Below are 20,922 nucleotides of genomic sequence, written 5' to 3'. Positions count from 1 at the left end.
CGCTTTTGATGATCAGCTGATCTAGTTGCGACCTAAAGGAAGTCCGTAATTTTGCTACTGAAACGAGATCCAAAATTTGGCTTTATCCGACGCACGTGTCGGGAACTGACCTATGCCTTTTTCCTCGGTACCCCGCCCTTCCTTGCATGCGCTTCTTCCCAAGAGGTCAGCGACTTGGTAAACGCGCTCTTGGCGGCTCCTTCCCTGATGTCTTACTACCTCTGGCTGCTTTTCGCCTTTGGGTTGGTGAGTATATTCATTTTCAGGGTGACGTTCCGGGCATACCGTCTAATTCGGAAATCTCGCGAGGTACATTCGTTCTTCGTTAACATCGGTGGAAGCCTGCTGACAGCTTTTCGCGCGGCGCTGGGCGCAATGATGGGGTACCTCATGGTGTGCTGCTATCGAGATGTGGAATCCATGAGCGTCGCTGGAACTGCGGGAGTGCTTGGGTATGCATGCATCGCACTCGCGGTATGTGTATGGCTTGCGTGGACTGATGAAACGCTCAGAAACCCTCATGCAGTCAGCCGTTACAGCTGAAGCCCAAGCACTATCAGCGGTCATGCAGTGCTCAGCGGCGCGGGAGCGTTAGTTTACGCCGATACGCAAACTAGGCTGGGTTTATGCCATGTGCCTGTTTGTACAGACTAAGCTGGTTCGCGCCGTCACTGAGCCTGATGCAGCAAATGAACGTGCCGCAGCGAGACTGTCAGCCTCCCGGGCTTAAGGTTTATCAGGTAGCCGGCAGAGAGATTTTCTAAGGTACCAGCGGGTCGCATCAATACGGAGCCAGAAAGTGCATCAGGTTGCAGTGTTGGACAGCATCATCTTTGAGGCTCATGAACTAGCCAAAAGTCTGAACGACCACCACATTGTGGTCATCAACTCCACTATGCGTCTGCAGGCTCTCAAGTTAGAGGATGAGGTAATCCGAGCTCTGCAGGACTCGAAGGGGCGAGGCCCCGAAATCATTTACAGCGAATTCGAGGTCTTTCTTTCGCCGCACGACAGAAGGTTCGTGCCAACCCTTTGGCATCCTGAACGGAATACGCTCAATCTAGCCAGTACACACCGGATCGTTCAGCGTGCGATGGAAGTCTGGGCTGCTCAAGGTTCTCCGAGTCGCTTCCTGTACTCAAATCGAGCCGGGCCCTTATGAGATGAGTCCGAGTAGACTTCACACCTAACCTCTGGGCCAATTAGACATCTCGCTGCCTTGTCATATGACGAAGCCAATGAAAAAAGCCCAATAACTCATCAAATTATGATTGACAGATAACTGTATGCCCATACAGAAAAAGTATCTGCCGACGGTTCCCTGTCCACTCGGTGAGCAACACAACCTCTGCGATGTCCCGCGGTAGAACCACATTACAAACTGGATGATTGTGATGTGTCATAGAGCACCTCCGGGGCTCTTTTCGTTTCTTGTCGATTACTGAACGCACCACGGCCAGCCTACAGAGCTTGAACCCCGGAATTCAGTGCCTGCTATCCAGCGTTGATCCGCTTCGTCACAGAAGCGAGCCTACGTTTCACACCGATTTTAGGGTTCAAAGAAAGCGCTTCTTCGTAAACCTGGACTGCCTCGGCGTACTGGCCCAGGTGCTCGTGCGCGAGCCCCTGTACTTTCAAAGCAGTGGCTCTCCAAGCAGGATATTGGTCTGCGCCAAGCGACCTAGCACGCTGGACAGCATCCAGGACTTCAACGACGCGCTCGTCTGTTAGATCGAACTCCCCTAGCACCTTCTCTGCTGAGAGGAGAATGCGCTCAAACCGAGACGAGGTGAGATTCGCATCCTCGAGTTGATCATCATCTAGGAATTGGCCATCAATGTCGTACCGGAAGCTCCCGACCTCCTTGAAATGTGCAATCAGTTCTCCCGTTTTCTCGTCGACCTCATAGCTTTCGGGCCATCCGGCTTTTGGAGTGACGCAATACAGCTCTACACGCTTGAGCAGGTCGAACAGGAAGACCTTGTTGCCATGCTCACTGGGGCTGTTTGCTGTGGCGCAGAAAGCGTACTTCCCATTCCTAGAAATGCCGCTGGTGAAGATATTGGCCGTCAGCTCTTTCGTGATGATTACAGCTCCCGCGGGATCGAAGACACTGAATGTTCCAGAAAGAGAGCTGCCAAAATGCCAGTCCTCCAAGCAGAAAACACCGGAGTTGGAAACGTGACCGTTGTTCGGCCTGGCCATGCTTCCGTTGCAACTGACCGTACCGCTGCTAAGATCAGCCAGTACATAGGCTCCAAGGCCCGACTCCCGATGTCCTCCTCGGCCCGCCGCAGGGTCTGAGTCGCGCCACCCAATCGCCCAGTGCTTTGACTTAGACAGCTGATATAACCCGTAAAAGTCGAGCGACTCCACCGTCAAAAAATGTTTATCACGCGAAACCTGGAGCGTTGAGCGACGCCCCTTTGGAGATCCGGGATCGGCTTCAGCGTTGACTGCCTTGGGCCTTTTGAACAGCCAACTAAAAAAGCTCATTCCCTGCTCCTTCGAAGCTTGAGCGTGCCGAGGTGAGCATTGCTGCCCATCTCTAACACTGAGTGCGTGACTCAATTGACCTTGCCCCTGACTCTCAAAGCATGCCCTGTAGCCGGCGGCGCTTGAAGTCGTGATCCAGCAGCATAGCGGTCTCGCGAAAAAGCCGCAGGCTAAGAATCCAGCAAACTCAACCTAGTTCTTGAACGCGTAAACACTGAATTTGAGCACATACCCCATGACATTGATCGGCTTGTAGGTTACCGCGGGAGAGGTAACCAGGTGGTAGCGATCAGCCAGTTGGTTACGATAGCGCTGAAGCCGACGACGCTCTATGGCGCTTAGATCATCCCGAGCCAATGCCGCATCCGTGGCGGCCAGTTTTTGTTCATACTCACGTTGCCACCTAGCCCGGACGAAGTTCTGTATCCACTCCATTCGAAGAAACAAGGTGGCAGCCACACCCAGCGTCAGAGCTGCAGTTAGATTCGTCAAATCGTCTTGCATCCATAGCGCTAACAGCGCCAAACATGGTATCGCGTAGGTCAACGCAATGTAGGTGATGCGGGTTGGAGGGTCGAATCTTATCAGCATTGGATTTCCTTGAGATAGAGCGCTGTGATGCGGCAATGTTCGCACGGAGCATGCCTGGTCATCTCGGATTTTATGGTTTCCATTTTGTGAGCCCCGCAAGCTACCAGAAACTCTGATCTGTCTACTGCCGATTACTGGACGAAAGCACGGAAAGGGCTGCACCTTTCTAGCAGCATTCAAGAGCATCTGCGTTGGATACCTGATAGCCTATCGCCACTTTTAGCATGTTGACTGGCAGGACTGAGCTCACCCAGGCGACTGGGTGTGCGGAGTCTCCGGCTTGCCACTTGTACGTCAACAATATAGAGAGGCTCGGAAGCTTCATGGATGCCCGCTACTCCCTCGCCCTACTAGGCGACTTTCCCGCCGCTATTGCCGATGAGATCGAGGCCGCTCTAGAGGAGCGAATTTCGGAACTCGGATTAGTGCTTCATGAAGAGGTGACACTGTTTCGGGGAGATCCCAGGCGCTTCCGACCCAAGCTTGATCGCTGCTGCGCAGCCCTTTGCGCAAGCATCAATGCCACTGATGAGGCGGCCATTGAGCATTTCATTGACCGCCGAGTACCACTGGTTCCGGTTGCGCGGGATCCAGACACTTTTAAAGCCGAATTTCCCGGAAAGCTTGGAGCATTGAACGGCGTTGCGATGACCCAAAGCCCAGCTATCCTTGCGAGCTGTCTCCTGGAGGCAAGCTCGCTTATCCCACGTCAGCGCCGGGTGTTCCTCAGCTATCGACGCAAAGAGTCCACAGAGGCCGCTCTGCAACTGTATTCAGAACTGTGTGCGAGGCAGTACGACGTTTTCCTCGACACGCACGGGATTTTACCTGGAGAGCACTTCCAAGAGGTGCTATGGCAGCGCCTCTGCGACTCCGACGTACTCGTCTACCTCGATAGCTCAGGGTACTTCAAAGGCCGCTGGACTGAGCTGGAGTTCGAAAGGGCTTCGTTGAGGAAACTCGCCATGCTTCGCGTTGGGTGGCCACGCGTAGAAGCAACCAACATCCATTTGATCAGCGGACAAGTCCAGTTGGAGGACTCTGATCTCGGTGCAGATCGGCTGATTCAGTCGGATGCTTTGACCGAGATTCTCGAGAAAATCGAGCTCTATCGAAGTAAAAGCGTATCGATCAGGTACCGGGATCTTGTCGGGAAGCTAACGTCTTCGGTAGAGGCCGCCGGCGGTAAAGTGCTGGGCGCTTCGTCCCGAAGAGGATTGGTGGTCTCAGTAAAAAATGAAGAAATCGTTGTCTACCCAGAACTTCGCGTACCAACCAGCGAGTCATTCTATGAAGCATCGCTGGAAGAGCACTCGCCTCCAGTTGCCGTGATTTATAATGAAGAAGGCATCGAAGAAAGAACCTGGAAAGCCCACATGCAATGGCTCGGAGACAGGCTTGATGGGCATGCGCGCTTGGTGAAGGCGAACGCCGCTGGCCATCGATTCCAAGATTGGTATTAGTAACCGCGTGCCCGTTCGAAACGATCCTTCCAGAGATTGACCTGCAAGCGTCTCCGCCGGCAATCATGGTGAATGATCACTCAACAGCTCGAGATCGGTCACACGCCTGAACCAGCGCATCCCTCCAAAGAGCTAAACCAGAGGCCAACGATATGGGCAAGATTTTCCTTTCTGCCAGCGTTCCAAGCAGTGAAAACAGTTTCTATGAACAATGTGATCCGATGCTGATCCAGGCGGCGCTTCGGACATTCCTATATACCGTACTGGGTCGTAAATACCTCGTATTTGGTGGTCATCCCACAATTTCCCCTCTCATTCTCGCGGTATGCGAGGATCTGGGGATCGACAACAGAGCTGCCGTGACGATCTACCAGTCGAAATTCTTCGCAACGGAAGCTCCGAAGGTGAACCTCAGGTTTGGAAACTTGGTTGAAGTAGTTTCAACCGGAGACCGGCAGTCGAGCCTGGAGCTCATGAGAAGAGCCATGTTCCGCCACAACAAGTTTGAGGCCGCGGTCTTCATCGGCGGGCAACAAGGTATCCTCGACGAGCACAAGCAGTTTAGAAGGGATCATTCCGGAGCAAATGTGATCGCGCTCCGCAGTCCCGGTGGCGCTTCTGCTTCGATTGATCCAGTGATCACACCCGACGAAAAAGACTACGACGAGCTGCTCGACTACGTTGGCCTGTTCACCCACGGTCTGGGAATCGGGCTAAACAGCGAACGAAATCTCTCACTGAAACCTTCGAAACCAAGACACGATCCAGGCAATACTTTCGGTAAAGGATAACCATTAAATGGAATACGGATTCAATATTGAGATCAACCCTGAACACTTCTCACTCACGAATGAGGTCTCGGACTTCAAGCGCACCCTTGAAACCTCCACAATCAAGCTTAAAAATTACTTGTTGAAAGACAATGTCAGCATTGATGCCAAAACCGTCATCAAGCACCTATTCCCGGCGCAACGATGCGACATCTTCATATCCCATTCCTCCAAAGATCAAGGTTTGGCGATCCAGCTCGCTCTGGATCTGAAAAAGAAAGGGATAACAGCCTTCATCGACTCTACGGTTTGGGGCTCGGCGTACGACCTTCTGAAGGCAATTGATGAGAAACACTGCAAAATCGAAGGTACTACTCGTTATGACTACGACCTGCGCAATCGCTCGACCGCCCATGTGTACATGATCCTGGCGACAGCTCTGCAGCAAATGATTAGCGATTCCACCGCACTGTTCTTCTTGAACACCGAGCATTCGCTGTCAACACAGCACTCGATCGAAAACGAAGACAAAACGGGGTCTCCGTGGGTTCATATGGAGTTGATGTTTAGCCATTTTATTTGGCAAGCCAAGCATGCCAAAGAGCTTGTGGTTGCGACCGAATCCTACGCCTTGGATTCAGTACCTGTGTTCCATGAAGCGAAGACTGAGCATCTGAAAGAGCTAACCGGCTTGAAGCTGAAGCGCTGGATCGAAGGACAACCGTATCCATCTGACTCTCAAGAAATCCTTAAGTCACTTTCGCGGTTGCACGGTGGTTTCAGTCCCCATTAATGCACAGGGGCAGCCAAGTCACACGTTGCCTGTCCCGTTAGTATCCACCGACATGAAATCGCTAATGGTCATTTCGCCGATGTGGCTGAGAACCGGGGCGATTGCAGCAAGGGAACCTTCAGAAGCCCTCCCCCGCAGCATGTGAGCCAGCAGCCCCCCGTGCTGTCGCGCTTTTCCCGCTAGGTGGCACTAACATATCCTCACGTCAGCATGCATCTTATGTCGACCAAGCACTTATCAAAGGAAGGATTAACAAATGTCTAGATGCACAGCTCCAGTACGCGGTCATAGCTCATCGGCTGCAGCCGCCGCCTGCCCTGCATGTCGCAACCGCGGTAGCTATGGTTCCTACTCTCCGCCGAGCAGCAGCTATGCCTACGGCGGTGGTACTACTGGCAGATCCGGCAGTAACCCAAGACCGCGCTGGTCAAAACCAAGCTCCGGTGTTTCCTACACCGTTCTAGAGGTGCAATCACTCACTCCAGTTCGTGAGACCATCGAAGTCAGAGCGGCGGCACAGCCCGATTTACGTGACGTGTTCCTCTGCCACGCCTGGGACGACCGCCAGGGAGCTGCGAAAGAACTGCACGAATCGCTCGTTGCCGCGGGCGTCAAGGTTTGGTTTAGCGAAAAAGATCTTGGTCTAGGTACTCCAATGATGCGCGCCATCGACAAGGGCTTGGCGAATTCGCGAATTGGGCTCGTGCTAGTCACTCCTGCACTTCTGACTAGCCTTCCCAGGGAAGGCGTTGCCGACAAAGAGCTCTCTGTTCTATTGGCTCGCAACCAGTTGGTGCCTATTGTCCACAACACCACGTATGACGCGCTTAGAGATATCAGCCCAATGTTGGCTTCTCGAAGTGGCTTGGACACACTTGAGAACTCAATGTCCGAAATCGCCACAAAAATCGCTGAGCTGGTCGCCATCTGACTTTCGGAGGCGTACCAGCCAGTCAGCAAGATTCGGCTATTTGAACTATTTGGTCTTATTTCATGGCCAAATTTCGAATAGCCTGTTATCCGGGATCAGACCAACCACATTCCAATTTTCTTAGGTGAACGTTGGCATGACCCTTCAGATCACGTTGTCCATTACCGATCCACGCAGGGGCTATGGTACCCGCTTTGAGAGACGGGAGTCGTAGCTACATCGGTCTAACCGACACCACCTCTATATACCGAAATTTCTTCCTAGCGGCTTTGACAGCATCTAGCTCCGCCTGCCATTTTCTGAGTGTGTCGGCTTCGAGGATCAGCTCTGACGTTTTGCCTCCAAACTCATTGCCCACGCAAAGCGTGACTCTGACGTTTGGTGTGAAGGCTTCGGCCGCCTTCTTCCTGGGAGCCGTCGCCGCTGGTTTAGCCTTGGCGGAGTTGCAAAGAGCGCCGGCCAGCTCCCCACATTACTCCGCCAAGGCTTCGCCTCGTAGATCTAGTCGAGAGTTTGTCCTCGGCCATATGCACAATCACGTCAGCGCGACGAAGAGTTGCTCGCTTTCAATGAAGACGTTTTTACCAACGGAAAATCACATGACTCAAGAGCATCACACCGGCAACGAAGCAAAAACAATTGCTTCGGGACTAGCATCAGGAATCGTAGAAAAGGTCTGGGACTTCAACTGGTGCTTGAAAGCAATCTATGTAGGGATTTTTGCTGATATTGCGCTAATTACCCTAACGGGCCACGGATTGGCCATCTCATCGTTTGATTCCGAATCCCTTCTCGCCAACGCCGGCAAAATACTGTGTGCGTTGCTGGGATTCATGTCGTTCGTTTCCCTGATTGTGCCTGCCATCGTCCACATCGTTAATGCATTCGCGCTGCATTCATCAGAATATCATGCGCTACCCCCGAACTGCGTGTGGCCAGGCGACCTAAAAAGGTTAGCACTCGAAGAGAACAGTGATTTCCTTCTGAATCTTTGCCTACAGCACAGTCAGGACGCCAAACAGCGGCAGGCTAAGAAAGTTGACGCAAGATCTCTGCTCATAGGCCTGACGGTTCTGATCGTGACTGATTACATCTCTGGCTACATTGGCCATGCGGAATCGATCATGATGCTTCTCCAGTCGCATCTCACTTGGGGAGTCCTTGTCTTAACCCTGCTCGCTTTGTATTACGGGATCGCCTGGACGTATCAAGAAGACCTGAAGGATCGGTGGATTTTGTATCCTCCACTCGCTGAGAAACAAAGCAATGCACAGAAATAAGCTGTACGCCGTCGCGCTCCGCGTACTCGGTAGAGGAAAGCGGCAGCCCATCACTCTCGATTTTTCTGGTGGACTGGCAGTTAAGCATCTCTTTGTCGTTGTCCTCGGTTTCAAAAAAGCCCCGGCGGTCATAGTCGACTGCAAGCCCGTCCTGATCGAAATTCCTTTCTGGTAACGCCCAGTACTATGAAACTCAACTTAGTGTCCCGAGCACACGCTGGCCTTCGGCGGTTGCGTCAGTGAGGTGTGTTGGTCGGGCGAAGACCCAATATCGTCGGCCCGATGCGTTCGATGCGGTGCCGGCAAGATTGTGTCTTACCCCGAGTAACCCCCACCTTGCTGGGGCGAAGTCGCTGGGAACGCTTGGGCTGTTGAGTACCGACGAGCCTCACCCCTTTTTCCAACAAATCATCGAGAATCTCGTCTCGGGACAAACCCGGCTGACTCACCAGTTCAACCATAGCTGCACAGACCTTTGATGCAATCGTGCGTGCCTGAACGCGCTGCGCGGTGCGTATTTTGTTCATGCCTCCACGGCCATGAATGAAAGCGCTCCTAACGTTGAAGAGCTCGTCATACACGTCAGCAGCACCAGTTTGTCTTCTGGGTGAACGCGGCTTCAAGCATGCTCGAGGCGAGGGTTGGATCAAACGGGTTGGACTGCCTTGACGATAGAGACAAGCACGCCAGGCCCAACGATTTCAGCGCATGATCCAAAGCGAATGTGAGACCGAACGTTACCTCACCTTGCTGATACTTGGCCGCACAGGCCTTGCGCAGTTCATCGAAGGCAGGCTCCTTCCAAAGCCCCTCAGGCCCGAGCTGCTGGAGCTCCCACAGCTTCTTTACAGCATCGAGAATATCCGTATTCATATTGACCCTTCATTTGCGTATGGTGACTCTTAGCCTTCAACGCAGGCGCTCTATGCAGGCCCCGCGACCAGCTTATCCTTCGATCCTGAAACGCCGGAAAATGGCAGCTAAGGGGCCCAGGATCTAGAGGGAACCTGATTCAGAAGCTTGATCGAGACAGACTTTCTGAAGCCCTGCCCCACAAGCACAAAGATCGTGTCACTGGTTTCAAAGATGCCCCGGCCATCGTAGCTGGTCGCGTAGCCGGTCTTGATGCGCTCGCCGTTCTCATAATCTGCGGTGCTGTGAAGCAGCACGCTATGGCTAAACAAGACGATGGGTAACCACCCTATGGCAGCCAACGGGTCGGCATCCACATCAAGTACATCAATAATGACCCAAGCAACCGCAGCACAGTATGCTTTACCCGTTTCTGCGACACGTGACCGGATGAACTCAGCTTCCGCCTCAGACGCCCCAGACAGCGGCTCGCCGTCGAGCGCCACAGCTTCCGCAAGATGTAGTAGATGCATCAATCCTCCAATCCCTGTGGTGCCTCGTGCGTATAGAGGTGCCCAAAATTCTGTTCCACGGAGCCCACCGGGTGGATGAGCACATAGCAGCTACCCGTAAACGTATGGGCAAGCAAATAACCATGCTCCCTGGTCAGTTGCATGATGGCGGAGGTCTGAGTCAGACCACCCTCCAAGAAACGCTCGCTCAAATCCCCATGGATCTCACCAGCCAGGCACGCCCCATGAGGGAACGCTTGCCATAGAAATCCACTGAGTCGAGATTTGAAGTTCAGCGATGCAGCTTGAACAAGTTCGCTAGGAACCTCAATGCTGGATGTCATCGGCATGTCCTCCGGCGCCGAGCTCACTCACGATCAAAAAGTGAGTCGCCCCAAGCTTCTTAGAAACTTCTTTGCCTTGAACTGAGTCCAATAAAGTCAGGTTTATGAACATCAATCGATGAACACCCGCATTCGTTTCGAGGACTTTGAGTCAGCAATCTCCGGCCCGTGAGGGGCTTATGAACATCTGACATCGCCCACTTGTTAAATCACGTGTCTGGCTCAGCCACTTCCAGCTCTCGTCGCCTACTGCGGTGCACCATCGCTCTCATAGGTGCTGGGTTCGTACCTGACGGCATTACTCATCGCCGGAGGGAACGCTAATGCTTGACTTACCTCGCGTCTAACACATGGTTTAAGTCGCTCGCTGGGACGACGTTCCGCCGCCCCTTAACCAAACGTTAGGCACTATGAACATACTTCTCAGCGAATCAAGATTCATGAGTGTGTTCCCGGAACGCTTACGTACTCGGCACCGTGAATCCGGCTTCACGTCGCGGACTTCACCCTTAATTTCATGCAGCAACTGGATATAACTCAGGTATCGCCATGATAGCGCTCGAAGCGTTTAAGGGAGAAAGACGAGAGATCCAAGTCGGTCGAACTGCGTATGCACCACTGTGCAAACGCCTCGCCCAACGCGGCGGAATGTTTGAAGCCGTGACCGGAACAGGCGGACACCACCAAGGTGTGCTGCCACGACGGATGCTCATCGATAATGAAATGGCGATCCGGCGTCACGGTGTAGGCGCAGACAGCAGACTTAACCACGCTCGAGGTAACACCGACGATGCGGCCGCGCACCTGGTGCTCATACATGTCCCGCTCTTCCGCCGGCGAGACCGTACGATCCATTGTTTGCGGCAACGAAGTCGTGTGGTATTGCGCGGTGGCGATTTTAAGGCTGCCCTCGCCGTGTAATGCGGGAAAGCCGTAGTTGATTTTGTCGTCGCCACGGCCGTGAGTGAGGATAAACGTCGGTGAGTGATCCACCCACTCGGCGCCCTCCTCCAACCCGAACCAGAACAGCTTCTGCCGGTAGACGCTGAGCAGGCTGTCAAACGGCTCGCCCAGCAAACCGCCGCTCCAGTTGCCGGCGCTAATCACAAGCTTGTTTGCAAAGAGCGTGCGCAGATTCGTAGTGACATGGACTCCCTGCTCATTCGAGCTAATCCCAGTGACGGTTTCGCCTTTGTAGAGGATTGCTCCGTGTTGCTCGGCCAACTTGAGCTGCACATCAATGCAACGTTCAGGACGTACAAAACCTCCACCTGGCTCGAAATAGCCGATGGCAGTGTCGTGTACGTTGGCAAATTGTGGAAAGCGCTGGCGAATCTGTTCGGCGGATAAAACGTCGCGCTCGATACCATAGGCCTGTGCTAGGCCGATGGTGCGCAATGTGAAGTCGGTTTTATCGTTGGGGTCAAACTCGGGACTCGAAGTCAGAACCAATAGACCCGACTGTTCGAACAGCGACTCCCCGGACAATTGCTCAAGCTCGCGCCAGATGCGGTGGGAATTGCGCACAATGGGAACGTACTGCGCGCCCTCACCCACCGAAAGCCGGGTAATACGCGTATCGCCATGGCTGGAGCCCAGGTTGTGAGGTGGGTGATGGCGGTCGATACCAACAACATTCGCACCCGCCTTCGCCAACTGATACACCGTAGCGGCCCCCATGGCCCCCAATCCCAGTACCACTACATCACACCGCTCGGACATCAACGCTCACCGGTCAAAAAGAAGCCAGTTGAAAGTGAAGCCGATTAAGAATCAACGACTAAAAGAGCATATGCATATTATCAACCGAGCATCACCGGCCGCTCTGCTGCTGCAATACTACGCAGTGCTGAGTCCAAACACGCGCCTCTCCCGGCAACACAGGAGAGGCCGTCTGCCTGCATACCGTTGAGCTATCAGAGGAATAGAAAAAACAACATCATAATGATGGCACTGTCTGATACCGTGCACATAAACACAGCCACTCCGAGGATTGTCATGGGCGCAGGCGCTCCTATTCCGCCGAATGAAATTGAACGGCTTAAAGAGGTCGCGAAATTTTGTCCAGCTGACAGCGAGTACGATACTGTCTTCGATAAAATCGTCGAGATGGTTTCTGCTTACTTCAACGCACCCATAGCGCTGATTTCGATCGTCGATGAGCATCAGCAATGGTTCAAGGCGCGCGTAGGGCTTAAAGAGACGCAGACACCACGAGAAGTGTCCTTCTGCGCTTACTCCACGCTGGAAAACGCCCCGCTGGAGGTATTGGACGCGACGCTTGATCCCCGTTTTAAAGACAATTCCCTGGTAACGGGGCCTCCGTATATTCGTTATTACACAGGCACCCCACTGATTACCGAAGAGGGTTTTACGCTGGGAAGCCTGTGCATCATTGATACAGTCTCACGCGCCGCTATGAGTGAGCGTGATAGCGCGATGCTCAGCGGTTTTGCTGAACTGGTGATGATGCGCATCCACAGCATGCGCGCTCGAAACTTCGTCGACCAACCCACAGGGTTATTTAATCGACTCCGGTTTGAGGAGGATATACGCCAAGCACTCAAGACCCACAGCGCGTGCCAAGCGTATGCGGTTGACATCATCTCGCCAAAGTTCCTCAACGATATCGTGAAGGCGCTGGGTTACAGTTTTGCCACGGACTTGGTCCTGGCAATCAAAGCGCGCCTACAAAAACTATTACCGCCACAGTGTCTACTTTATAAAATTAGCCCGACGCGGTTTGGTTTCCTCCTTGAGGAGGATCAAACGGCCGAGCACATTTGTGAAAACATCCTCAAGGACTTCAAAAAGCCTGTCGAATGCCACGCCATCCCCATACTCATGCAAGTCGGGATTGGCGTCCTGCCTATTCATAGCTCAGGGCTCCAGCAAGACTGGCTTCGCCTGGTGGTCAGCGCTGCGGATGAGGCGCGTGACCGCAGGCTGGGATGGTCGCGCTATGAACCCCATTTTGATGCGGCTCAACAACGCGCGTTCATGTTGTTGAGTTCGTTACCGGAGGCGGTCTGCGCCGACAAACAGTTCAGCCTGGTGTACCAGCCAAAAATCAAACTGCCCTCAGGACGGTGTCATTCAGTAGAAGCACTATTACGTTGGACACATCCTTTACTGGGGCCCATCAGCCCTGCTGAATTCATACCCTTGGCTGAAAAAACCGCACTCATACCCTCTGTTGGATTGTGGGTGCTCAACGCAATCATCCAGCAAGCGGTTATTTGGAAAGCGCAAGGTGTGCGCCTGCGGATAGCGATGAACATTACCGTCAGCGATCTTGAAAGCGCCGAATTCGTCGACGCGATGATCCATGAGATTCAACAGCACGGCCTGGACCCCGCTGGCTTTGAACTTGAGTTTACCGAAAGCATGCTCATGACCAACCCTGAAGAAGTCATCCGGCAACTGGAGCGTGTCCGTAAGTTTGGCGTAGAGGTTGCTGTTGATGACTTTGGCACCGGCTACAGCAACTGGGCTTATTTGAAGGAGCTCCCGGCCAATACCGTCAAGCTTGACCAATCTCTGATCAGCGGGCTGGGCAGCAATCAAAATGACAAGCAACTGGTTAAAACCCTGATCGGACTGGCTAAGGGGCTCGGCTACCGGGTGGTTGCAGAAGGCGTAGAAAATCAAGAAATCCTGGACCTGTTAATACAGTGGGGATGTTCCGAAGCACAGGGTTATTTGATAGCCAAGCCTATGAGCGCCGAGGCATTAGAAGCCTGGATAGCACAAGGAATCGATGGAGGTCGGGGCCGGTAGAATGACTGCCGGGGACGCGCAAGCAAGGACTCTGTAGATCGCGGAGATCACCTGCATCGTTGCGTCCTCGATCGTGCCTTCATTACGGCACAAAACCCAACCGTGATCTGCAATCGCTCGCTCGAATGCCTGGGTACAAGCGACATGTTCTTCCAGCTTATGGATCACGGTACTGCTCAGCCCACGCCGTCGTGCCGCTGCCCTCGCCCATGAAATCTCAGGGGCGGTGACAATCCCGACATGCAGGTCCGGCACTCGCACGTTTCGATCAATGTTCAACTGCAGGATCTCTGCAAACGGAATTATCCGGCGAAACGCGGCATCCGACGGGTACCAGCGATCGATCAGGATGATGCTGCCTGGTGGCTGTTTAGCCAGCACCTGCCGGGAAATCCAGGCACGGCTGTCAGCAAAGCGTTCACACACCCGCAGCTCCAACTCCCGGGAGGGACTTCTGACGAGCTGGTTAACAAGCGCCATTGTTCCCTCCCGGTACGGATCGCTTTTTCTCTCGCAAAGCCGGATCACCTTTTTGTTGTCTGCCCTCAGTGCTTTCGTAACGGCCTCCAACAGCGTGGTTTTGCCGGTGCCCTTGGGCCCATCCAGAGAAACAAACAGCGGACGATTCATTCTTCACTTAACAATTGAGATACCGTTTTTTTGCCCTGTCCGGACGCTGGAACTGCTCAGTGCGGTGACGCGAAGGCCCTTATGAACAGAAAGTGATGAACACTCTACCCTTGTTTCGGCTCACGGGGCCCAAATCCACGCTGACAACCGCTGATGAGCATCGGTTATCGCCCATCAGTCATGCGTGATGGCTCATTGCGGCCACTGTTCAAGCAGTATCGAGACGAATTTTTCCGCCGCCGGCGAAAGCGATGCTCCCCGGCGGTAAACCAAGCCCAAGGAGCGGTTCACAACCGGCTCGATCAACGGGACGCTGACCAAGGTTGGATGATCTTCAGCCGGCATGGCCAGGCTCGGCATTGCCGAAACCCCCAGGCCGGCCTCCACCAGGCCCAGCGAAGTCGAGAGGTGCTGGACTTCGTAGAACCATTGCGGCCGCCAACTCAGGCCAGACAACGCGTGATCGAGCAACATGCGGTTGCCGCTCAGGCGCCCTACCCCGATCAGGCGGTAATCGCTCAATTCGGACCAGGTGACCGAACTGCGTCCAGCCAACTCATGATCACGCCGGCACGCCAATACGAAAGGCTCGCTGACTAGGGGCACGAACTCAATGTCCGGATGCTGCCCGCTCATCATGTTGATCCCGAAGTCGGCCTCCCCCCGCAGCACCGCTTCAAGCCCCTCATTGGCACTCAAATCCAGCAGTCGGATGCGGATTTTTGGGTAGCGCTCGTTATACAGGCGAATGACTGATGGCAGGAAATAGAAAGCCGCAGTCGGGATACACGCCAGGGTTACCCGGCCAATCTGGCGTTCGGCCAGTTCACGGATATTGAGAATCGACTCATCGAAGTCATCGAGCAACCGACGTGCCTTCGGCAGAAAGTCACGACCGACACTCGTGAGGCTGACCTTACGTGTGGTGCGATCCAGCAACGAGGTGCCCAACCCCTCTTCCAGTTTTTTAATTCGGCGACTGAGTGCCGGTTGAGACAGGTGCAAGGCATCGGCTGCTTCGTGAAAACTGCCGAGTTCAGCGATTTTCACGAAGGATCGAATGTCATTCAGCTCATATTCCATGTCTTATCTCACCCGCACAAGGCGTCAAAAGGAAACTCAGCGTAAATTTATCATTCGCAAAACGCAATAATCTCTTCAATCTTTGCATTTGAAACATTTTTTAAAGCTTGAGACTCTTGCTCCAAGAACATCAATTACACCGATTGATCAACAAGAGTCAGTATCATGCAAAGAATTCCCTGTGTGCTGATGCGCGGCGGCACCTCGAAAGGTCCGGTTTTTCTCGACTGGGATTTGCCCGCCGCCGTTGAGGCCCGCGACGAACTGCTACTCAACCTGATGGGCTCCGGTCATGAACTGGAGATCGACGGCATCGGCGGTGGCAGCCCGCAAACCAGCAAGGTTGCGATTGTCAGCCCTTCGCTGCACCCGGATGCGGACGTTGATTACTTGTTCGTTCAAGTGATGGTTTCACAACGCAGGGTCGACAGCGCACCCAATTGCGGCAACATGCTGTGCGCGGTGGGCCCGTTCGCCGTCGAGCAGGGTCTGGTCAAAGGCACCCCGGAGCGCACCCGTGTGCGTATTCGCAACGTAAACACCGGCACCTTTATTCACTCCGACGTGTACACGCCGGATGGCAAAGTCAGTTACGAGGGCGATACCGCCATTGATGGCGTGCCCGGTACGGCCGCACCGGTGCAACTGACGTTCCTCGACGCAGCCGGCAGCAAGACAGGCAAGCTCTTTCCCACCGGTAACACGCAGGACGTGATCGATGGCATTGCGGTGACCTGTATCGACATGGCGATGCCCATGGTGCTTGTCGAAGCCAGCCAACTGGGCAAGCGTGGCGATGAGAGCCCGGCGGAACTGGACGCCGATAAGGAATTCCTGCGGCGCCTCGAGACACTGCGGCTTCAGGCCGGCCTGGCCATGGGCCTGGGCGATGTCAGCGACAAAGTGATTCCCAAGCCGGTACTGGTTTCGCCCGCGAAAGCCGGGGGCACGATCCAGGTTCGTTACTTCATGCCGCACAACTGCCACCGCGCGCTCGCCATTACCGGCTCGATTGGTTTGGCCACTGCGTGCGTGATCGAAGGCAGCATCGTTGCGCAGATGCTCGGCGGGATCAGTACGCCGCGCCTTGAAGCGGTGCGGATCGAACACCCGAGCGGCGGGATTGATGTCGTATTGTCCTACACCGGCGTGAACGGTGAGACAATTCAGGCCTCAGTCGTACGCACCGCCCGCAGGCTTTTCTCCGGCTACGTCTACGCCACTGACTCGCAGCGCCTTGCCGGATAAATTCCGATAGTCGTTGGCATTTTTGCATCCGCACAATTCTAAAAATGGGTGATGCCATGAAAGTTGTTAAATCGCTCTACTTCCAGATCCTCTGCGCCGTGGCGCTCGGCATCGTGGTCGGGCATTTCTGGGCCCAGCAGGCCATTGCACTCAAGCCCCTGGGTGACGCGTTCATCAAACTGATCAAGATGATGATTGCGCCCGTGGTGTTCTGCACCATCGTCACCGGCATCGCCGGGATGAGCGACAAGCGCTCCCTCGGGCGCCTGCTGGGCAAAACCATGCTGTTGTTCTTCGTCCTCACGGTGATCAGCCTGGTGATTGGCCTGGTCGCGGTGTACGTGTTCCAGCCGGGCGCCGGCATGAACATCGATCCCAGCCAGCTGAGCACCAAAGGATTGGCCCAGTACACGGAGTCGGCCGCAAAGCTTGGGGTGGTGGAGTTTTTCATGCACATCATTCCCGAGACGTTTATCGGCGCCTTCAGCAAAGGTGAAGTGTTGCCGGTGCTGTTTATCGCGGTGTTGTCCGGCTTTGCCTTGTCGTCGCTGGGCGAGCGTGGCAAACCGGTACTCGACGTGCTCGAATCCGCCTCGCAAATGGTCTTCAAGATCTTTTCCTATCTGATGCGTTTTGCACCGGTCGGCGCTTTCGGGGCCTTGGCGTTCACTGTCGGCCAGTACGGCATCACCTCGCTGGGTTCGCTGGCGAAGTTGATCATGACCTTGTACATCGCCTGCGGCTTTTTCGTCTTCGTGGTACTGGGCAGCATTTGCCGCGCCAACGGCTTCAGCCTGTGGAAGCTGCTGCGATACTTTCGGGAAGAGTTCCTGGTGGTACTCGGCACCTCCTCCACGGAACCGGTGATGCCGCGCATGCTGGAGAAACTCGAGGCACTGGGTTGCAAAAAAGGCGTCGTCGGCCTGGTACTGCCCACCGGCTACTCGTTCAACCTGGACGGCACGGCCATCTACCTGTCGTTGGCGGCGATTTTCATTGCCCAGGCCTGCAACATTGATCTGAGCCTGACGCAGATCATCACCATGCTGGCGATCATGCTGCTGTCCTCCAAAGGCGCCGCCGGAGTTACCGGCAGCGGGTTCGTGGCACTGGCCTCGACCCTGACGGTCATTCACGACATCCCATTGGCCGGCCTGGCATTGCTGATCGGCGTTGACCGCTTCATGTCTGAAGCTCGCGCCCTGACCAGCCTGGCCAGTAACGCCGTAGCGACGGTGGTGATTTCGATGTCTGAAAATGCCTGCCACCGCGACACGCTGAACCGGATGCTCGACGCAAAATCTTCTGCCGCACCGGGAAAAGCCTGGGACGACCTGAAGGACGCCAAACGCGTCTAGAGACAACCGGATAACGCTTCCCCCCTGACTTGACTGAACCCCCCTCCCCGCCAGGCGCGTTGTGCCGCCCGGCGGGTCAGGGCTCGTGCGCCTCGGCGTCAGCCATTTTTACGATAACAACAAGAGAATCGTCCTATGCTCGCTTTCCTTGGCTTGGCCATGGTGGTCGTATTCACCTATCTCATCATGACGAAGCGCTTGTCGCCCATCGTCGCGCTCACCGTGGTTCCCATCGTCTTCGCGGTGATCGGCGGCTTTGGCGGCACCACCGGCAAGATGATGCTCGACGGCCTGAAAATGGTCGCCCCGTCTGCCGCGTTGCTGCTGTTTGCGATCCTGTTCTTCGGCCTGATGATCGACGCAGGCCTGTTCGACCCGCTGATCCGCAAAATCCTGAAGAGGGTCAATGGCGACCCGATGAAGATCGCCGTAGGCACGGCCCTGCTGTCGTTGCTGGTAGCGCTCGACGGCGACGGCACAACGACCTACATGATCACCTGCGCCGCAATGCTGCCGCTGTATAAACGCATCGGCATGAACCCGATGATCCTGGCAACCATCTCCATGCTGTCGCTGAGCATCATGAGTGGCATGACGCCCTGGGGCGGCCCTGCGACACGGGCTATTGCCGCGCTGGGCCTGGATGCCGGCGAGTACTTCGTGCCGTTGCTGCCGACGATGATCGGCGGTGCCCTGTGGGTGATCTTCACGGCCTTCATACTGGGTCGCGCAGAGCGCAAGCGTATCGGCAACGTGCAGCTGCAAAGCGGCGGCGGCGATTGCTACATCGAGGCGATTCTCGAGGACACGCCCCACAAACGTCCGAAGCTGGCCTATGTCAATCTGGTGCTGGTGATCGCGGTGATGGCGGCGCTGGTGATGGGGCTGATGCATTCTGCGATCCTGTTCCTGATCGGCTTCGTGCTCGCGCTGATGATCAACTACCCGCAATTGGACATTCAGAAAGAACGCATCCTGGCGCACTCGGGCAATGCCATGACCGTGGTGTTGCTGGTATTTGCCGCCGGGATCTTTGCCGGGATCTTTTCCGGTACAAAGATGGTGGATGCCCTGGCACAGACCCTTGTCGACTGGATCCCGCCATCCTGGGGGCACCTGTTTCCGCTGGTGGTTGCGATCACCAGCATGCCGCTGACCTTTGTGCTGTCCAATGACGCCTACTATTTTGGCGTGGTGCCGATCCTGGCCAATGCCGCCGCCGCTTATGGCATCGACCCGGTCGAAATCGCCCGCGCCTCGATCCTGGGCCAGCCCGTTCACCTCATGAGTCCGCTGGTGGCCTCGACCCTGCTGCTGGTGGGCATGGTCGATCGCGATATCGGCGACTTCCAGAAGGCCACCGTCAAATGGGCCGTGCTGACCTCCCTGGTCGTCACCGCCCTGGCCTTGTTGACCGGTGCCATCAGCCTGTTCACCTGATCCACCCATAACTCCTGCTGCCTTCCAGCGCGCCTCACTCACGAGGCGCGTGCCGACCTGTACCCCAAATAACAACAACGAGTCATTTGCCATGAACCCTATGTATACCCGTCGAGCTTTGTTTTGCGCGTTAGGCCTGGTACCCGTCGCGGCGGCCAACGCCGAAGGTTTTATTGATGACAGCAAGCTCAAGCTGCAACTGCGCAATGTGTATTTCAACGAGAACTTTCGCGACGAGCACGGCTTGAGTGCGCGGGCCGCCAGAACGGCAAAGAGCGAACGCACCGAGTGGGCCCAGGGATTTTTGCTGGACTATCAGTCCGGATTTACTGCGGGCACCCTCGGCTTCGGCGTGGACGCCCTGGGGCTCTATGGGGTAAAGCTCGATTCAGGGCGCGGGCGCAGTGGCACCGGGCTCATGCCGGTACATGATGACGGGCGGGCGGCCGGCGAGTTTGCCAGCGCCGGCGCTACGGCAAAAGCCAGGTTCGCCAAAACCACGGTCAAGTACGGCACCTTGCTGCCCAAGACGCCGGTGCTGATTTACAACGATGCACGCTTGTTGCCCCAGACCTACCAGGGCACCCAGGTCAGCAGCAGCGACATCGAGAACCTGACCGTGACCGGCGGACATCTGGACCGTTTCAAACTGCGCGACTCCACCAACAGCGTGCCGATCGTGCCTGATGGCTACAGCGGGGAAAAATCCGGTGATTTCAACTACGCCGGGGCTGAGTACAAATGGGGCAAAAACCTGCGCTTGAGTTATTTCTACGGGGAGCTCGAGCACTTCTACCGACAGAACTTCGCTGGCATCCAGCACGACCTGCCGCTGGCCGGCGGTGTGCTGACCAGCGACCTGCGCTACTTCAACAGCGTTGATAGCGGCTCGGCCTATGCAGGCAAAATCGACAATGACATGTTCAGCGGCCAGTTGTCCTACGTGATTGCAGGCCATACCCTCGGTGGCGGCTACCAGGCCCTTCGCGGTGATGCCGGATTACCCTACATCAGCGGCGCGACCGTCTACTCGTTCAGCAATGCCGGCATCGGCAAATTCATTGAGGAGGACGAGAAGACCTGGATGCTCAACTATGGCTACAACTTCGCCGCCGTCGGCGTGCCCGGCTTGACCTTCTCAACGCGCTACCTGAGCGGCAATGACGGCAAGTCCGCGACCACGGTCAAGGAATGGGAGCGTGATACCGAGCTGGCTTACGTTGTGCAAGCCGGCACGTTCAAAGGGCTGGGCGTGCGCATGCGCAACTATGTCTACCGTTCTGAGTTCTCCCGCGGCCGCGACAGCAATCGCCTCTACCTCACCTATGACATTGCCCTTTGGTAAGTCGAC

At 55.2% G+C, this 20,922-nt stretch carries 18 protein-coding genes; 10 read left to right on the top strand and 8 right to left on the bottom strand.

Annotated elements, in window-relative coordinates; all coding sequences use genetic code 11:
• Positions 1 to 1,494 precede the first annotated feature (1,494 nt).
• Both BB029_RS26720 and BB029_RS26710 read right to left on the bottom strand, forming a co-directional pair.
• Positions 1,495 to 2,496, bottom strand: a complete 1,002-nt coding sequence (locus BB029_RS26720) for a tetratricopeptide repeat protein (RefSeq protein WP_256558441.1) — start codon at positions 2,494 to 2,496, stop codon at positions 1,495 to 1,497.
• Between the two features lie 192 nt (positions 2,497 to 2,688).
• Positions 2,689 to 3,087 carry a hypothetical protein gene (locus BB029_RS26710; RefSeq protein ID WP_065941484.1) on the bottom strand — a complete coding sequence of 133 codons (399 nt, stop codon included), beginning with the start codon at positions 3,085 to 3,087 and terminating at the stop codon, positions 2,689 to 2,691.
• 323 nt (positions 3,088 to 3,410) lie between these two features.
• Between BB029_RS26710 and BB029_RS26705 the strand changes: the two genes are divergently transcribed.
• The 5 genes from BB029_RS26705 to BB029_RS26685 all read left to right on the top strand — a co-directional run bounded on the left by BB029_RS26705 (position 3,411) and on the right by BB029_RS26685 (position 8,324).
• Positions 3,411 to 4,550 carry a toll/interleukin-1 receptor domain-containing protein gene (locus tag BB029_RS26705; RefSeq protein ID WP_065941761.1) on the top strand — a complete coding sequence of 380 codons (1,140 nt, stop codon included), beginning with the start codon at positions 3,411 to 3,413 and terminating at the stop codon, positions 4,548 to 4,550.
• 152 nt (positions 4,551 to 4,702) lie between these two features.
• Positions 4,703 to 5,341 carry a hypothetical protein gene (locus BB029_RS26700; RefSeq protein ID WP_065941483.1) on the top strand — a complete coding sequence of 213 codons (639 nt, stop codon included), beginning with the start codon at positions 4,703 to 4,705 and terminating at the stop codon, positions 5,339 to 5,341.
• Between the two features lie 7 nt (positions 5,342 to 5,348).
• Positions 5,349 to 6,113 (top strand): toll/interleukin-1 receptor domain-containing protein, encoded by a 765-nt coding sequence (locus BB029_RS26695; protein ID WP_065941482.1) that lies wholly within the window; start codon positions 5,349 to 5,351, stop codon positions 6,111 to 6,113.
• 466 nt (positions 6,114 to 6,579) lie between these two features.
• Positions 6,580 to 7,044: a toll/interleukin-1 receptor domain-containing protein gene (locus BB029_RS26690; protein WP_256558440.1), complete on the top strand. Its 465-nt coding sequence runs from the start codon at positions 6,580 to 6,582 to the stop codon at positions 7,042 to 7,044.
• A gap of 599 nt (positions 7,045 to 7,643) precedes the next feature.
• Entirely contained in the window at positions 7,644 to 8,324 is a 681-nt protein-coding gene (locus BB029_RS26685) for a hypothetical protein (RefSeq protein ID WP_065941480.1), read from the top strand.
• A gap of 582 nt (positions 8,325 to 8,906) precedes the next feature.
• Here the strand turns inward: BB029_RS26685 and BB029_RS26675 are convergent.
• From BB029_RS26675 to solA, 4 genes are all read right to left on the bottom strand, one after another.
• Positions 8,907 to 9,197, bottom strand: a complete 291-nt coding sequence (locus BB029_RS26675; RefSeq protein ID WP_065941478.1) for a hypothetical protein — start codon at positions 9,195 to 9,197, stop codon at positions 8,907 to 8,909.
• A gap of 107 nt (positions 9,198 to 9,304) precedes the next feature.
• Complete coding sequence (locus BB029_RS26670; RefSeq protein WP_065941477.1) at positions 9,305 to 9,709, bottom strand: hypothetical protein; 405 nt, start codon at positions 9,707 to 9,709, stop codon at positions 9,305 to 9,307.
• Positions 9,709 to 10,032, bottom strand: a complete 324-nt coding sequence (locus tag BB029_RS26665; RefSeq protein ID WP_065941476.1) for a hypothetical protein — start codon at positions 10,030 to 10,032, stop codon at positions 9,709 to 9,711. Before BB029_RS26665 ends, BB029_RS26670 begins: the two co-directional genes overlap by 1 nt.
• A 537-nt stretch (positions 10,033 to 10,569) precedes the next feature.
• Complete coding sequence (gene solA / locus BB029_RS26660) at positions 10,570 to 11,754, bottom strand: N-methyl-L-tryptophan oxidase (RefSeq protein WP_065941475.1); 1,185 nt, start codon at positions 11,752 to 11,754, stop codon at positions 10,570 to 10,572.
• 276 nt (positions 11,755 to 12,030) lie between these two features.
• Between solA and BB029_RS26655 the strand changes: the two genes are divergently transcribed.
• A complete protein-coding gene (locus BB029_RS26655; RefSeq protein WP_065941760.1) occupies positions 12,031 to 13,812 on the top strand; it encodes a GGDEF and EAL domain-containing protein in 1,782 nt (593 codons plus the stop codon).
• On the opposite strand, the gene BB029_RS26650 is transcribed toward BB029_RS26655, so the two are convergent.
• Both BB029_RS26650 and BB029_RS26645 read right to left on the bottom strand, forming a co-directional pair.
• On the bottom strand, positions 13,765 to 14,442 hold the full coding sequence (locus BB029_RS26650) for a dTMP kinase (protein WP_065941474.1): 678 nt from the start codon (positions 14,440 to 14,442) through the stop codon (positions 13,765 to 13,767). The genes BB029_RS26655 and BB029_RS26650 overlap by 48 nt on opposite strands.
• A gap of 192 nt (positions 14,443 to 14,634) precedes the next feature.
• Complete coding sequence (locus BB029_RS26645) at positions 14,635 to 15,525, bottom strand: LysR family transcriptional regulator (protein ID WP_027605835.1); 891 nt, start codon at positions 15,523 to 15,525, stop codon at positions 14,635 to 14,637.
• A 165-nt stretch (positions 15,526 to 15,690) separates the two neighbouring features.
• Between BB029_RS26645 and BB029_RS26640 the strand changes: the two genes are divergently transcribed.
• The 4 genes from BB029_RS26640 (at position 15,691) to BB029_RS26625 (ending at position 20,916) form a co-directional block, all read left to right on the top strand.
• Positions 15,691 to 16,773 carry a 4-oxalomesaconate tautomerase gene (locus tag BB029_RS26640; protein WP_065941473.1) on the top strand — a complete coding sequence of 361 codons (1,083 nt, stop codon included), beginning with the start codon at positions 15,691 to 15,693 and terminating at the stop codon, positions 16,771 to 16,773.
• A 44-nt stretch (positions 16,774 to 16,817) separates the two neighbouring features.
• The gene (locus tag BB029_RS26635; RefSeq protein WP_065941472.1) at positions 16,818 to 18,131 is read left to right on the top strand and encodes a dicarboxylate/amino acid:cation symporter; all 1,314 of its coding nucleotides are present in this window, start codon (positions 16,818 to 16,820) and stop codon (positions 18,129 to 18,131) included.
• A 135-nt stretch (positions 18,132 to 18,266) separates the two neighbouring features.
• Positions 18,267 to 19,571, top strand: a complete 1,305-nt coding sequence (locus BB029_RS26630) for a CitMHS family transporter (RefSeq protein WP_065941471.1) — start codon at positions 18,267 to 18,269, stop codon at positions 19,569 to 19,571.
• Between the two features lie 100 nt (positions 19,572 to 19,671).
• Positions 19,672 to 20,916: an OprD family porin gene (locus tag BB029_RS26625; protein WP_371856031.1), complete on the top strand. Its 1,245-nt coding sequence runs from the start codon at positions 19,672 to 19,674 to the stop codon at positions 20,914 to 20,916.
• Positions 20,917 to 20,922: the final 6 nt, after the last annotated feature.

This window comes from Pseudomonas sp. S3E12, from assembly GCF_001702295.1.
GTDB classification, from domain to species: domain Bacteria; phylum Pseudomonadota; class Gammaproteobacteria; order Pseudomonadales; family Pseudomonadaceae; genus Aquipseudomonas; species Aquipseudomonas marginalis.
The sequence above is the reverse complement of the archived record's forward strand: the minus strand, read 5'-3'. Positions and strand labels throughout refer to the sequence as shown.

Bases quoted from the DNA above. Each gene is read 5' to 3' on its own strand.
- BB029_RS26720 (WP_256558441.1), bottom strand. From the start codon at position 2,496: ATGAGCTTTTTTAGTTGGCTGTTCAAAAGGCCCAAGGCAGTCAACGCT.
- BB029_RS26710 (WP_065941484.1), bottom strand. From the start codon at position 3,087: ATGCTGATAAGATTCGACCCTCCAACCCGCATCACCTACATTGCGTTG.
- BB029_RS26705 (WP_065941761.1), top strand. From the start codon at position 3,411: ATGGATGCCCGCTACTCCCTCGCCCTACTAGGCGACTTTCCCGCCGCT.
- BB029_RS26700 (WP_065941483.1), top strand. From the start codon at position 4,703: ATGGGCAAGATTTTCCTTTCTGCCAGCGTTCCAAGCAGTGAAAACAGT.
- BB029_RS26695 (WP_065941482.1), top strand. From the start codon at position 5,349: ATGGAATACGGATTCAATATTGAGATCAACCCTGAACACTTCTCACTC.
- BB029_RS26685 (WP_065941480.1), top strand. From the start codon at position 7,644: ATGACTCAAGAGCATCACACCGGCAACGAAGCAAAAACAATTGCTTCG.
- BB029_RS26675 (WP_065941478.1), bottom strand. From the start codon at position 9,197: ATGAATACGGATATTCTCGATGCTGTAAAGAAGCTGTGGGAGCTCCAG.
- BB029_RS26670 (WP_065941477.1), bottom strand. From the start codon at position 9,709: ATGCATCTACTACATCTTGCGGAAGCTGTGGCGCTCGACGGCGAGCCG.
- BB029_RS26665 (WP_065941476.1), bottom strand. From the start codon at position 10,032: ATGACATCCAGCATTGAGGTTCCTAGCGAACTTGTTCAAGCTGCATCG.
- solA (WP_065941475.1), bottom strand. From the start codon at position 11,754: ATGTCCGAGCGGTGTGATGTAGTGGTACTGGGATTGGGGGCCATGGGG.
- BB029_RS26655 (WP_065941760.1), top strand. From the start codon at position 12,031: ATGGGCGCAGGCGCTCCTATTCCGCCGAATGAAATTGAACGGCTTAAA.
- BB029_RS26650 (WP_065941474.1), bottom strand. From the start codon at position 14,442: ATGAATCGTCCGCTGTTTGTTTCTCTGGATGGGCCCAAGGGCACCGGC.
- BB029_RS26645 (WP_027605835.1), bottom strand. From the start codon at position 15,525: ATGGAATATGAGCTGAATGACATTCGATCCTTCGTGAAAATCGCTGAA.
- BB029_RS26640 (WP_065941473.1), top strand. From the start codon at position 15,691: ATGCAAAGAATTCCCTGTGTGCTGATGCGCGGCGGCACCTCGAAAGGT.
- BB029_RS26635 (WP_065941472.1), top strand. From the start codon at position 16,818: ATGGGTGATGCCATGAAAGTTGTTAAATCGCTCTACTTCCAGATCCTC.
- BB029_RS26630 (WP_065941471.1), top strand. From the start codon at position 18,267: ATGCTCGCTTTCCTTGGCTTGGCCATGGTGGTCGTATTCACCTATCTC.
- BB029_RS26625 (WP_371856031.1), top strand. From the start codon at position 19,672: ATGTATACCCGTCGAGCTTTGTTTTGCGCGTTAGGCCTGGTACCCGTC.